The following is an 11,950-nucleotide window of genomic DNA, read 5'->3' on the forward strand; positions in this document are numbered from 1 at the left end:
ATTTGACATGTCCCGTGGATCGTTCCTGTTCGCTAACCGGAACATCCTGTCAGGTCTCGGAAGAGGCCAGAGGAGGGCGTGTTTCCTTCGTGCGGTTTGGCAACAAACCGTCATAAACCTTTGAAAGGAAATACGATGAGCAAGCGCGAATCGTCCAAGTACAAAATTGACCGCCGTATGGGCGAAAACATCTGGGGCCGTCCGAAGTCCCCGGTGAACCGCCGCGAATACGGCCCGGGCCAGCACGGCCAGCGCCGCAAGGGCAAGCTTTCGGACTTCGGTGTGCAGCTGCGCGCCAAGCAGAAGCTCAAGGGCTACTACGGTGACCTGCGCGAAAAGCAGTTCCGCGCGATCTTCGCCGAAGCTGACCGCCGCAAGGGCGACACGTCTGAAAACCTGATCGGCCTCTTGGAATCGCGCCTCGACGCGATCGTCTATCGCGCCAAGTTCGTTCCGACGGTCTTTGCTGCCCGCCAGTTCGTCAACCATGGCCACGTCTCGGTCAACGGTGTGCGCGTCAACATCGGTTCCTACCGCTGCAAGGCCGGCGACGTCATCGAGGTTCGCGAAAAGTCGAAGCAGCTGGTGATCGTTCTGGAAGCCGTAAGCCTCGCCGAGCGCGACGTTCCCGATTACATCGAAGTCGATCACAACAAGATGGTCGCAACCTTCGGCCGCGTCCCGACGCTCAGCGACGTTCCGTTCCCGGTCGTCATGGAACCGCATCTGGTCGTCGAATTCTATTCGCGTTAATGCATTCGTCTCGCAGTCGAAACCGATTGCGAGACAACAGCATGCGTCGAAATACGGAAAGCCGCTCTTTCGAGCGGCTTTTTTGCGATCTGGAGAGAAGCGATGGCAGATTTGCAGGCGACCCTCGATAGCATTTACGCCGATATCCAGCCGCGGATCGGCGAGGGTAAGGTCGCGGACTATATTCCGGAGTTGGCCAAGGTCGATCCGCAGCAGTTCGGCATGGCGATCGTCACCGTCGACGGCAATGTCTATCGCGTCGGCAATGCCGATACCGCCTTCTCGATCCAGAGCATATCGAAGGTCTTCATGCTGACGCTGGCGCTCGGTAAGGTCGGCGAGGGGCTGTGGAAGCGCGTCGGACGCGAACCCTCCGGATCGGCTTTCAACTCGATCGTCCAGCTTGAGCACGAGGGCGGCATCCCCCGCAACCCCTTCATCAATGCCGGCGCGATCGCCGTCAGCGACGTCGTCATGGCCGGCCATGCGCCGCGCGAGGCAATCGGCGAGCTGCTGCGCTTCGTGCGTTACCTCGCCGACGACGAGTCGATCACCATCGACGACAAGGTGGCGCGCTCGGAAACGCAGACCGGATACCGCAATTTCGCGCTTGCCAACTTCATGCGCGCCTACCGCAATCTCGACCATCCCGTCGACCACGTGCTCGGCGTCTATTTCCATCAATGCGCGCTGTCGATGAGCTGCGAGCAGCTCGCCCGCGCCGGGCTGTTCCTGGCGGCGCGCGGCAGCAATCCGACGACCGGCCATTCGGTGGTCTCGCCGAAGCGGGCGCGGCGCATCAATGCGCTGATGCTGACCTGCGGCCATTACGACGGCTCGGGCGACTTCGCCTATCATGTCGGCCTGCCCGGCAAGAGCGGCGTCGGCGGCGGCATCTTCGCGGTGGCGCCGGGCATCGCCTCGATCGCGGTGTGGTCGCCGGGGTTGAACAAGGTCGGCAATTCGCAGCTCGGCGCTGCAGCGCTGGAGATGCTTGCGGCGCGCACGGGCTGGTCGGTTTTCGGCGATTGACGCTGTGTTGCCACGCGGGTTTCTGCTAGAGCAAGTGTGGAATTTCTGTAGGACGAAGCAATGAATATCGCAGCCAATATCGCCGATGATCTGGAAACCGTCGAGGCCGGGGATGACATCGGCCATGCGCTGTTTGCCGAGGCGCCGCGCTCGGTCTCCTTCAACAAGCTGCGCAAGCGGCTGCTGCGGCAGGTGCGCCAGGCTTTCGACGATTTCGACATGCTGAAGGGCCAGAAGCGCTGGCTGGTCGGCCTTTCCGGCGGCAAGGATTCCTACGGGCTGCTGGCGCTGCTGCTCGATCTCAAATGGCGCGGGCTGCTGCCGGTGGAACTCATCGCCTGCAATCTCGACCAGGGACAGCCGAACTTCCCGAAGCACGTGCTGCCGGACTATCTCACCAAGATCGGCGTCCACCACCGGATCGAGTATCGCGATACCTATTCGATCGTGAAGGAGAAGGTGCCGGAAGGCGCCACCTATTGCTCGCTCTGTTCGCGGCTGCGGCGCGGCAATCTCTACCGCGTCGCGCGGGAAGAGGGTTGCAATGCGCTGGTGCTTGGCCACCACCGCGAGGACATTCTCGAAACCTTCTTCATGAATTTCTTCCATGGCGGGCGGCTCGCCTCGATGCCGGCGAAGCTTCTGAACGACGAGGGCGATCTGATGGTGCTCCGGCCGCTTGCCTATGCCGCTGAGGACGACCTCGCGAAATTCGCCGCCGCCATGCAGTTTCCGATCATCCCCTGCGATCTCTGCGGCTCGCAGGATGGGCTGCAGCGCAATGCGATGAAGGACATGCTCGCCGATATCGAGCGGCGGATGCCGGGACGCAAGGATACGATGCTGCGGGCGCTTTCGCATGTGAACCCGTCGCATCTGCTCGATCCTAAACTCTTCGACTTTTCCACCCTTGGTGTCACCGATCCTTCATGAAAAGCCGGCTACTGCATAATTCCTTAAATCGGAATCGATTTAAGGAATTATGCAGCAATTTAAGGTGTTCCAGCGTCCTTTGCGCGTCTAAAAGACGCGCGGCGCTGTGGGCAGGCTGGCTATTGCATCAAGGCAGGATTTCGTATGACTATTTCAGACCAGGATATTCTCTTTCTCGGCGATTGCGTCCGAGAGGCGGCGCGCGCCGAGATCATGCCGCGTTTCCGCAATCTCGGCGCTGCCGATGTTTCGGAAAAGACTTCGGCAATCGATCTGGTGACGCAGGCGGACGTGCTTGCCGAACAGCGGATCACCGCGGCGCTGAGAGAGCGCTTTCCCGCAGCACTCGTCGTCGGCGAGGAGGCCTATGACGCCGACCGGTCCGTCGTGCCGGCCCTTGCCGATGCCGAGCTTGCCTTCGTCATCGATCCCGTCGACGGGACGTTCAATTTCGCCGCCGGGCTGCCCGTCTTCGGGACGATGTTGGCAGTGACGATCAAGGGCGAGACGGTCGCCGGCATCATTCACGATCCCGTTCTCGGCGACACAGTGACCGCGATCAGGGGGGCAGGCGCCTTTCTGACGCGTCGGGACGGGCAGTCGACAAAGCTGCAGGTCGCTGAGCCTGCTAGCCTGAACCAGATGGTCGGCGGCCTGTCATGGAGCCACATGGACGAACCGCATCGCGCGCGTATCTGCGCCAACTTGGCGAAGATCCGGATGACCTTCGCCTTCAACTGCTCGGCCTACGAATACTGGATGGTCGCCTCCGGCAAGATGCATTTCATCGGCCATGCGAAGCTGATGCCCTGGGATCATCTAGCTGGCGTGCTCGCGCATCAGGAGGCCGGCGGCCATACGGCGAAATTCGACGGCACGCCCTATCGCCCCGGCGAGACGACGGGCGGCATCATCTCCGCACCCGACAAGGAGAGCTGGCAGCTTGTCCGGCGCGAGATCGTCGGCATCTGATTTAAGGTTCTCCTGGGAGACCTAAGCGTGAGGATTTGACATGACTTCGACTGTTGACGTGACCGTTCTTGCCGATCTGCTGCGCCGTGCAGCAAAGGCGGAGATCCTGCCGCGCTTTCGCCGGCTCGGCCAGGACGACGTGCGCGCCAAGAGCGAGGCGACCGATCTCGTCACCGAGGCCGATGAGCAGGCGGAACGCATGATCAAGGCGGAAGCTGCGCAACTCTGGCCGAGCGCACTGTTCCTTGGCGAAGAATCGGTCGCGGCCGATCCTGATTTGCTCGGCAGCCTCGAACATGCCGATCTCGCGATTGTCGTCGATCCGGTCGACGGCACGTTCAATTTTGCCGCCGGCATCCCGGCCTTCGGCGTCATGGCGTCCGTTATCTCCGGCGGCGAGACGGTTGCCGGCATCATCTACGATCCGATGGGCGACGATTGGGTGATGGCCGAAAAGGGCGGTGGCGCCTGGCTGCGGCGGCCGGATGGCGGCGCCGAGCGGCTCTCGGTCGCAGCGCCCGTGGGCCTGGAGCATATGGTCGGCATGGCCTCGACCGGCTACCTGCCGAAGGAAAAGCGCGCCGAAGTGCTCGCCAATCTCGCCAAGGTGCGCTTCCTCACCAATTACCGCTGTGCGGCCCACGAATACCGCACCTTTGCCGGCGGCCATGTGCATTACCTCATGTACAACAAGCTGATGCCCTGGGATCACCTTGCCGGCACGCTGATCTCGCAGGAGGCAGGCGCCTATGCGGCGCGCTTCGACGGCTCGCCCTACCTGCCGCATCATCTCGACGGCGGGCTGCTGATTGCGCCCGACAAGGCCTCGTGGGAGGTGTTGCGGCGCGAGGTTTTCACGGTCTGAACAACTGCTCGACCTGCCGCATATTACTGGTAGAGTTTTTCCATGAGAAAGTTTTCCAGGCCTTGCCCACGCTTCTCGACGATTTGCTTCGTGATGACGCGGAACCCTTTGCGCTCAAAAAACGGTCGGGCCGTTCGGCTGGCTTCGGTATAGATTCGGCTAAACCCCAGTTTCAGGGCTTCGTCTTCGACTCTGCTCAATAGCCGGCTTGCTATTCCAAGCCCCTGAAACTCGGGGTGCACAAACATCATGTCCAGGCACCCGCCGCCGGTCAGATCGGAAAACCCGACAGGCCGTCCGTCAATTTCTGCGATCCAGGCAGGTCTGCTTATCCTTCGCTCTGCCCATAGACCGCGATCTTCCACCTTTGCCCAAGCCTGGATCTCAGCGGGTGAGTAGTCTTTCGACGCGACCTCTCGAATGGCGCGCAGAAAAATTTCAATCGTCGTGTCCACATCGCCTGGAGCGTAGTGCCTGATCAGAATTCGGTCGTCCATTAGGATGCCTTTCGCGCACTGCCGCACCAATCCGATGAGGAGCCTTCGATCGAACGGCTGCAGCGCTCACGCTATAGCATCTCAAGAATATGTCCCCACGCGAGTTGTCCCAATTCGGCGTCGGCTTCGTCACTTCCACCATGCGCGTGCAGCGATGATCGGGAAGTGGTTTCGCTCGGGAGCAGAATGCGATGGCCCGCCTCTTTTCCCAACACAAGCGGGGTCTGTAAGCCCGAAGCTGCGCGCCGCCGAACAATTGATGCGGCAAATTTGTCTGACGGCCAAAGCGCGTCATCGCATCCTGCTACGAGCAGAATTTCGGCATTCGTCTTCTCCAAAGGGATAGCCGCTGCGTCGATCTCAGACTCGTGCATATCGAGACATCTTTCGAACAGATCCCTATAGGCGACCAGCCCGTCTCTGTATTCCCGCACCCATTCTGGGTCTGACGAAACAAAAGGAAGCGGTGTACCTCGCAATGTCCACGACGAGCGCTCGGGCCAGCTGATGCCATCAAGCCCCGGACCAATATTTCCCCAAACGACTGAAGAGGGGCTTATTGCCACGACCGCGCTGATGCGCGGATCGTATACCGCTGTGAGCAGCGCAGCTTCGGCGCCTTTCGATGTCCCCACCAGGACGATGCGTTTACAACCGAGTTCGATCACGTAATCAGTGGCAGCGAAAAAGGTTTCCAGCGGCACTTCGCAAATGCCTGGTACCTGACCGTCGCCGCTGAACCAGCGAAGAGCGATTGCAGTTGTGCCTTGGCTCGCAAACAACCTGGCGCGGGCCACATCGACCCGGCCACTGGAGCCGCCGAGTACAACAACGCCAGTGCCGGTATCTGGTTTGACTTGAAATATCTCACCCTGCAATGGCGGGGGGAGACGTTGATATTCTGCATCCAAAACCAGGCTCCTTCTTCCAGGGGGCATCAAGATTTAGGAACGTGCCGAGTTTGCAATCTAATGCAATGCCGCCGGGGACCAACCGCTCCGGCAGATTTCCCATTTCAGAAGTGGGCCGCACCCGGATCGAGTTGCGGGCTGTCGCCGGGATGGGTGAACAGCTTGCCGTTTTCCGCCCAGAGGGTGGCTGCGATCGTCACCGCGCCGAAAAGCGCGAATCCGCCGAAGAGCGGCTGCACCGTGCCGTTGAACATCTGGCCGACCAGGCCGCCAAGTATAGCGCCGGCCGTCGTCGAGACGAAGCCGGTGATGGCGGTCGCCGTGCCGGCGAGATTGCCCATCGGCTCGAGGCTGATGGCGGTGAAATTGGTGGCGATCAGGGCAAACATCATCAGCACGATGGTGAAGATGCCGTAGGCGATGGCGAAATCCGGCTTGCCGGCCAGCGAATAGAAAAAGCCGACAGCCGAGAGGGCCGTGAAGATCAGCAGAGCAGCGTGCGAGATGCGGCGCATGCCGAATTTGCGGACGAAGAAGCCGTTGGCGAAATTGGCGACCGCGATGCCGCCAGCGGTGGCCGCAAAGGCGATCGGCAGCCAGTCGCCAAGGCCATAGACCTCGCCGAAGACCTGCTGCACCGAGATCACATAGGCACTGATGACGCCGGTGAACATGGTGAGGCCGATCATGTAGCCGCAGGTGATGCGGTTGGTGAGCACGGTCTTGAAACCATCCACGACAGAGCCGACCGACAGCGGCAGCCGTTCTTCCGGCGGCAGCGATTCCTTCAATCGGAGGAAAGCCCAGCCGAACAGGACGGTAGCGATGATGCCCAGCAGGATGAAGATCCAGTGCCAGTTGGCATAGAGGATGATGAGCTGGCCGACGGAGGGGGCAACGATCGGCACGATCATGAAGACGATCATCACATAGGACATCACACGGGCCATTTCGCGGCCACCGAAGCAGTCGCGTACCATGGCCATGGTGGTGATGCGCACCGCAGCACCGCCCACACCCTGAACGAAACGCATGACGAGCAGCATTTCGAAGCTGCCGGTCGCTGCGGCGGCAAACATTCCGACAATATAGCAGGCCAGGCCGCCGAGCAGGATGTTGCGGCGGCCGAACGTATCCGAAAGGCTGCCGAAGAAGATCTGCGAGACGCCGAAGCCTAAGAAGAACACGCCGATGATCAGCTGCGCGTCGTTGGTATTGGTGACGCCGAGGGAATGGCCGATATTGGGCAATGCCGGCAGCATGCTGTCGATCGCCATGGCGACGCTGGCGGTCATGATGGCGATGGTAACGACGAATTCGCCAAAGCCCATGCCGATGCGGCGGGAGCCCTGGTTTTCCTGGTGCGGTTTATGCGGCGGCGTCATGTGGTGAAATCCCGGATGCGAATGAGGCCAGCCGTTCAGACGGCTGGGTTCTGCGATTGGAAGAGGCGGCCCTTCTCGGCGATCAGCACGAAGACGAGCCCGATGATCGACACGACGAAGTAACCGGCGACCATCGGCAGCGCGGTGCCGTCGAAGGCCTGGCCGATGCCGGCGCCGATAATGGCGCCGCCGACCGTGCTCATGAATCCGAGGACGGAGGAGGCGGTGCCGGCGACGTGGCCGAGCGGCTCCATCGCGAGTGAATTGAAGTTCGAGCCGATCCAGCCGAATTGGAACATGGAAAGGCCGAAGAAGGAGATGAACAGAGCGAAGGGCATCGGCTCGGTGCTGGCCATCTGGACGATCAGCCAGATGGTGTTGATGGCGATGAAGCCGATGAGCGAGCCATGCGACAGGCGGCGCATACCGAGCTTGCCGACGAAGCGCGAATTGAAGAAGGACGACAGCGACATGAAGATCGCCACGCCGGCAAAGGCGAAGGGGAAATAGACGCCGAGGTCGTAAATGCCGACATAGACCTGCTGGGCCGAATTGATGAAGCCGAACAGCGCGCCGAAGATGAAGGTGCTGGCAATGGTGTAGCAGAGCGCGACGCGATTGGTCAGCACCAGCTTGAAGGCGCCGAAGATCGAGCGGGCGGTGAAGGGCCTGACATTGGCGGGATGCAGGGTTTCCGGCAGGCGTAGATAGGCCCAGACGGCAATCGCCGTCGCCATGGTGGCGATGAAGAGGAAGATCAGGTGCCAGTTACCGAAGAACATGACGATCTGGCCGGTGCCGGGCGCAATCACCGGCACGATCATGAAGACCATCATGATCAACGACATGACTTCGGCCATCTGCCGTCCGCCATAGATATCGCGGACGATGGAGATGGTGATGACGCGGGTGGCCGCCGAGCCGATGCCCTGGACGAAGCGCAGCACCAGCAGGCCGGCGAAGGAGGGAACGAAGACGATGCCGATGGCCGAAACGATATAAACGACGAGGCCGAACAACAGCGGCGTGCGGCGGCCGAAGCGATCGGAAAGCGGTCCGTAGAAAAGCTGGGCGCAGCCGAAGCCGAGCAGATAGGAGGAGACGACGAACTGGCGGTGGTTCTCGCTTTCGACGCCGAGGCTCGCGCCGATCTGCTGCAAGGCCGGGAGCATGATATCGATCGCCAGCGAGTTGATGGCCATCAGGAAGGCTGCGAGCGCGATGAATTCTCGCTTGCCCATGGGCAGGCGGCCCGCGGACACGGCTTGTGAAGAATCTGTCACAATGAAATTCCCATAAACAGGTCAAGGCGCTGCTGGCCGCAGCGCCTCGAACTCAAGAAACAGATTTGGAAACCGGGCGGACGTCCGGTGACCGGTCAGGAGGCGGCGCGCACCGCGATGCCATTTTCCTGGAGATGCTGCTGCAGTTCACCAGCCTGGAACATTTCCCGGACGATGTCACAGCCGCCGACGAACTCGCCCTTTACGTAGAGCTGCGGGATTGTCGGCCAGTTGGAATATTCCTTGATGCCCTGGCGGATTTCCGAATCGGCGAGCACGTTGACGCTCTTGTAGTCGACACCAATGTAATCAAGAATTTGCACGACCTGGCCGGAGAAACCGCACTGCGGAAACTGCGGCGTGCCCTTCATGAAGAGGACGACGTCGTTAGTCTTGATTTCGTTGTCGATGAATTCGTGAATGCCGCTCATGGGGACCTAATCCTTTCAACAGGCGGGTTAAAGGCCCACCGTTTCAATCGTTGCCTTTAGATAGCATGCGACAGCAGGAATTCCAGCCGCCCGAACCAAAAAAAGACCAGTTCGGGCAGGCCGCTGCCGGGTTGTTGCCGTCGCGTTACGGTCGACGGGCGAGATAGGTCTGAATCTGTTCGATTTCGACATCGGTGAAATGGCTGAAGTCCCATTGGGAAACCTCTGTCATCACGCCGAGATCGCGGCCGCCGACACCCTTGCCGGTGCGCAGCAGCGTCTTAAAATCGGCGGCCGAATAGGATTGTGCCAGTGGCTTAAGCGCCGGCGCCAGGAAGGCTTCCGACTGTTTTGCCGTATCGAGATTGTGGCAATGGCCGCAACCCGTCTTGAAGGCATATTCGCCGATATCGGCCGGGCGAGTGGCGGCAGGGGTGATGACAGCCGGCACCAGATCAGCTTCGAAAGGGATCTTGTCGAGCGCCAGGCCGATGCGTCCGAGCGGCCCCCATTGCGTCGTTCCGGCCACCGCATCGGGAAGCTGCTTCAAACTGCGCATCCAGGCAATGATCGCTGCTATATCATCATCGGTGATATTGGCGAAGTTGCTAGCCGGCATGATGAAGGCGCCGGTACCGTCCTTCTTGACGCCATGGCGGATGAGGCGAACGAGTTCCGCGTCGCTGTACATCGGCACGAAGCGGGTCATGTTCGGCGCGACGATCCGGCCGACGCCCGGCTCGTCGATGAGCACGTTGCCGGCATCGTGATGACAGCCGCCGCACATCAGCGTGCGGGCGCGGCGTTCGGCTTCCTCGGCAGGCAGCGTCGTTTTGACGGAGAAATCGGCGGCCGCAACGTCGTACGTCCTGGAAAGGCGTATCTCCGACAGGGCGTAGACGCCGGCGACGGCGATGAGACAGATCGCGACGACCGCCGCGAGAATGATTTTCACAATGCGTATCATCCGTTATGCCCTCAAGAGCGCCGCAGAATTCGTCCGAAAACCGCTCGCATTTTCATCGTGCCTTAGCTGCGACGCTGACGGCTGCGGCCCGCGGCGGTGCGGCGCTTGCTCACCTGTTTGCGGGCGGGCTTGGGCTTGGCCGCGGTCGCCTTGCGGGCAGCCGTCGTCGGCGCGGCGGGGCGTGTCTTACGCCTTTTGCGCTTCGTCGTGGCGCGGCCGGTGGTTTTCTTCAGGATCTCCTTCAGCACGGTGTCGACGACGCCTGATATCAATTCTTTGACTAGGTCGACCACAAAACCCCTCCGTTCGTGATGGAAACGACATGGCTGCTATTGAATTCCGGAAGAGTTCGGTTAGCAAGACGGCTTCGAGACCATAGCTGCTTTTTACCCATATCAGTGGCGCAGCAGCCGGATCGCAGCAACATGCCGGCCATTCGCCCGGCCGGAAGAGTGGAATGGAATTGATCGAGAAGCGGGTCGTCCTGCATTTCCCGGGCTTCGAGCCGCTTGACGGCGTTGCCCACAGGGCACGCTACGAGCGTTCGGCCAGGCAGAGTGCCGCCGTCTGGGGCTATGCGGTCGAGACGGGGCCAGTGGACGAGGGGAGCAATCCGGTCAGTTTCGAGGTCAGGACGGCTGAGAGGGTAGCGGCGCCCGAGGCAGGGACCGGTTCCCCCGGCTGGCAGACGAAGAGCCGGATCCATATGGTCGATCACGATAGGCTGGTGCGCCGGCTGCGCAGTGGCAACACGCTGAGCCAGATCATTGCAGGCTTCCGAAGCTGCGCCGAGATCATGCTGGAAGGCGGGATGCGGGGATATTTCCGCCATGCCTGGCGCTTCGGCCTGTTCTTCCTCTTCCCGTTCCTGCTGACGGCACTGGCGATCGCGCTGACGGTGCAGATCGCCATTCTGCCCTATGCTCTTAGCTTTTCGCCGTGGCACATGCTCTGGAGCGGACCGCTGGCGCTCTGTTTCTTCATCTTCGCCTTCCTGCCGTTTTCCGAACGCTTCCATACGCTGCATCTCTTTGCCGATTGGGAAATGGCCGTCGCCCTCGGCCGCATGGACCGGACAGATTTCAACGACTGGCTGGAAGCCCAAGCCATTGCCGTGCGCAAGGCGCTTGAGGAAGAGGCGGACGAATATGTGATCTCCTCGCACAGCATGGGATCGAGCGTCGCCGCCCATGTCATCGGCATATTGCTGGAAAGGGAGCCGCAGATATTCAGAGGAAAGCGCGTGGTGTTTGCCACACTCGGCAGCGCCATCCTGCAATGCGCGCTCATGTCATCGGCAACGCTGCTTCGCGCCCGCGTCGGGCTGATCGCCCGCTGTCCCGAGATTTCCTGGCTCGACGTACAGTGCCTGACGGATTCGATCAATTTCTACAAGGTGCCGGTCGTTGACGTATCCGGCCATGCGGATGCGCCTCAGGCAAAGATGATCCTGATCCGCGTCAAGCAGATGCTGACGCGCGAGCACTATCGCAAGATCCGTAAGGACCAGTTGCGCGTTCACCGGCAATATGTGCTTGGGCCTGATCTGCAGGCGCCCTTCGATTTCACGCTGCTGACATCCGGGCCGATGCCGGCCTCGGTCTTTGCCGATCCCGACGAAAAGAGAATGCCCGGCTGAGGGCCGGGCATCGTCATCCGGATTGCGTCGGGCTCTATTCCGGCGCGGAGGTCTGCAGGGCCAAAGCGTGCAGCACGCCGCCCATATTGCCCTTCAGCGCCTCGTAGACCATCTGGTGCTGCTGCACACGGCTCTTGCCGCGGAAGACTTCTGCGACGACTTCGGCGGCGTAGTGATCGCCGTCGCCTGCCAGATCGCGGATCGTCACCTTGGCACCGGGAATCCCAGCCTTGATCATGTCTTCGATATCGCCGGGTTTCATGGCCATGATCGTTACTCCTT

At 60.9% G+C, this 11,950-nt stretch carries 14 protein-coding genes; 6 read left to right on the forward strand and 8 right to left on the reverse strand.

Annotation, left to right across the window (positions count from 1 at the left end):
• Positions 1-135: 135 nt before the first annotated feature.
• The 5 genes from rpsD to G9X67_RS11560 all read left to right on the forward strand — a co-directional run bounded on the left by rpsD (position 136) and on the right by G9X67_RS11560 (position 4,555).
• A complete protein-coding gene (rpsD, locus tag G9X67_RS11540; RefSeq protein ID WP_003540107.1) occupies positions 136-753 on the forward strand; it encodes a 30S ribosomal protein S4 in 618 nt (205 codons plus the stop codon).
• Between the two features lie 102 nt (positions 754-855).
• Complete coding sequence (locus G9X67_RS11545) at positions 856-1,785, forward strand: glutaminase (protein WP_171598721.1); 930 nt, start codon at positions 856-858, stop codon at positions 1,783-1,785.
• 60 nt (positions 1,786-1,845) lie between these two features.
• Positions 1,846-2,718 (forward strand): tRNA 2-thiocytidine(32) synthetase TtcA, encoded by an 873-nt coding sequence (gene ttcA / locus G9X67_RS11550; protein WP_171598722.1) that lies wholly within the window; start codon positions 1,846-1,848, stop codon positions 2,716-2,718.
• Between the two features lie 144 nt (positions 2,719-2,862).
• A complete protein-coding gene (locus tag G9X67_RS11555) occupies positions 2,863-3,690 on the forward strand; it encodes an inositol monophosphatase (RefSeq protein ID WP_171598723.1) in 828 nt (275 codons plus the stop codon).
• A gap of 40 nt (positions 3,691-3,730) precedes the next feature.
• Positions 3,731-4,555, forward strand: a complete 825-nt coding sequence (locus tag G9X67_RS11560) for an inositol monophosphatase family protein (RefSeq protein ID WP_171598724.1) — start codon at positions 3,731-3,733, stop codon at positions 4,553-4,555.
• 23 nt (positions 4,556-4,578) lie between these two features.
• On the opposite strand, the gene G9X67_RS11565 is transcribed toward G9X67_RS11560, so the two are convergent.
• The 7 genes from G9X67_RS11565 to G9X67_RS11595 form a co-directional block, all read right to left on the reverse strand.
• Positions 4,579-5,052 carry a GNAT family N-acetyltransferase gene (locus G9X67_RS11565; protein ID WP_138329314.1) on the reverse strand — a complete coding sequence of 158 codons (474 nt, stop codon included), beginning with the start codon at positions 5,050-5,052 and terminating at the stop codon, positions 4,579-4,581.
• A gap of 71 nt (positions 5,053-5,123) precedes the next feature.
• Positions 5,124-5,990 (reverse strand): acyl-CoA thioester hydrolase/BAAT C-terminal domain-containing protein, encoded by an 867-nt coding sequence (locus tag G9X67_RS11570; RefSeq protein ID WP_171598725.1) that lies wholly within the window; start codon positions 5,988-5,990, stop codon positions 5,124-5,126.
• Between the two features lie 77 nt (positions 5,991-6,067).
• Positions 6,068-7,348, reverse strand: coding sequence for a multidrug effflux MFS transporter (locus G9X67_RS11575; RefSeq protein ID WP_138329315.1), 1,281 nt, complete (start codon positions 7,346-7,348; stop codon positions 6,068-6,070).
• A gap of 35 nt (positions 7,349-7,383) precedes the next feature.
• Entirely contained in the window at positions 7,384-8,589 is a 1,206-nt protein-coding gene (locus tag G9X67_RS11580; protein ID WP_003540085.1) for a multidrug effflux MFS transporter, read from the reverse strand.
• A 137-nt stretch (positions 8,590-8,726) separates the two neighbouring features.
• Complete coding sequence (gene grxD / locus G9X67_RS11585; RefSeq protein ID WP_138329317.1) at positions 8,727-9,062, reverse strand: Grx4 family monothiol glutaredoxin; 336 nt, start codon at positions 9,060-9,062, stop codon at positions 8,727-8,729.
• A 145-nt stretch (positions 9,063-9,207) separates the two neighbouring features.
• Positions 9,208-10,029 (reverse strand): c-type cytochrome, encoded by an 822-nt coding sequence (locus tag G9X67_RS11590; protein ID WP_171598726.1) that lies wholly within the window; start codon positions 10,027-10,029, stop codon positions 9,208-9,210.
• 62 nt (positions 10,030-10,091) lie between these two features.
• On the reverse strand, positions 10,092-10,322 hold the full coding sequence (locus tag G9X67_RS11595; RefSeq protein ID WP_138389075.1) for a hypothetical protein: 231 nt from the start codon (positions 10,320-10,322) through the stop codon (positions 10,092-10,094).
• A gap of 164 nt (positions 10,323-10,486) precedes the next feature.
• Here G9X67_RS11595 and G9X67_RS11600 point away from each other — a divergent pair, with 164 nt between their 5' ends.
• Entirely contained in the window at positions 10,487-11,668 is a 1,182-nt protein-coding gene (locus G9X67_RS11600; protein WP_138389076.1) for a hypothetical protein, read from the forward strand.
• Positions 11,669-11,702: 34 nt separating this feature from the next.
• Here G9X67_RS11600 and G9X67_RS11605 read toward each other — a convergent pair whose 3' ends face one another.
• Complete coding sequence (locus G9X67_RS11605) at positions 11,703-11,936, reverse strand: BolA family transcriptional regulator (protein WP_003586236.1); 234 nt, start codon at positions 11,934-11,936, stop codon at positions 11,703-11,705.
• Positions 11,937-11,950 lie beyond the last annotated feature (14 nt).

It is taken from the genome of Rhizobium sp. WYCCWR 11152 (assembly GCF_013087615.1).
Taxonomy (GTDB): Bacteria; Pseudomonadota; Alphaproteobacteria; order Rhizobiales; family Rhizobiaceae; genus Rhizobium; species Rhizobium indicum.

Excerpts from the sequence above, each read along its gene's own strand:
- rpsD (WP_003540107.1), top strand. The coding sequence starts at position 136 with ATGAGCAAGCGCGAATCGTCCAAGTACAAAATTGACCGCCGTATGGGC.
- G9X67_RS11545 (WP_171598721.1), top strand. The coding sequence starts at position 856 with ATGGCAGATTTGCAGGCGACCCTCGATAGCATTTACGCCGATATCCAG.
- ttcA (WP_171598722.1), top strand. The coding sequence starts at position 1,846 with ATGAATATCGCAGCCAATATCGCCGATGATCTGGAAACCGTCGAGGCC.
- G9X67_RS11555 (WP_171598723.1), top strand. The coding sequence starts at position 2,863 with ATGACTATTTCAGACCAGGATATTCTCTTTCTCGGCGATTGCGTCCGA.
- G9X67_RS11560 (WP_171598724.1), top strand. The coding sequence starts at position 3,731 with ATGACTTCGACTGTTGACGTGACCGTTCTTGCCGATCTGCTGCGCCGT.
- G9X67_RS11565 (WP_138329314.1), bottom strand. The coding sequence starts at position 5,052 with ATGGACGACCGAATTCTGATCAGGCACTACGCTCCAGGCGATGTGGAC.
- G9X67_RS11570 (WP_171598725.1), bottom strand. The coding sequence starts at position 5,990 with ATGCCCCCTGGAAGAAGGAGCCTGGTTTTGGATGCAGAATATCAACGT.
- G9X67_RS11575 (WP_138329315.1), bottom strand. The coding sequence starts at position 7,348 with ATGACGCCGCCGCATAAACCGCACCAGGAAAACCAGGGCTCCCGCCGC.
- G9X67_RS11580 (WP_003540085.1), bottom strand. The coding sequence starts at position 8,589 with ATGGGCAAGCGAGAATTCATCGCGCTCGCAGCCTTCCTGATGGCCATC.
- grxD (WP_138329317.1), bottom strand. The coding sequence starts at position 9,062 with ATGAGCGGCATTCACGAATTCATCGACAACGAAATCAAGACTAACGAC.
- G9X67_RS11590 (WP_171598726.1), bottom strand. The coding sequence starts at position 10,029 with ATGATACGCATTGTGAAAATCATTCTCGCGGCGGTCGTCGCGATCTGT.
- G9X67_RS11600 (WP_138389076.1), top strand. The coding sequence starts at position 10,487 with ATGGAATTGATCGAGAAGCGGGTCGTCCTGCATTTCCCGGGCTTCGAG.
- G9X67_RS11605 (WP_003586236.1), bottom strand. The coding sequence starts at position 11,936 with ATGGCCATGAAACCCGGCGATATCGAAGACATGATCAAGGCTGGGATT.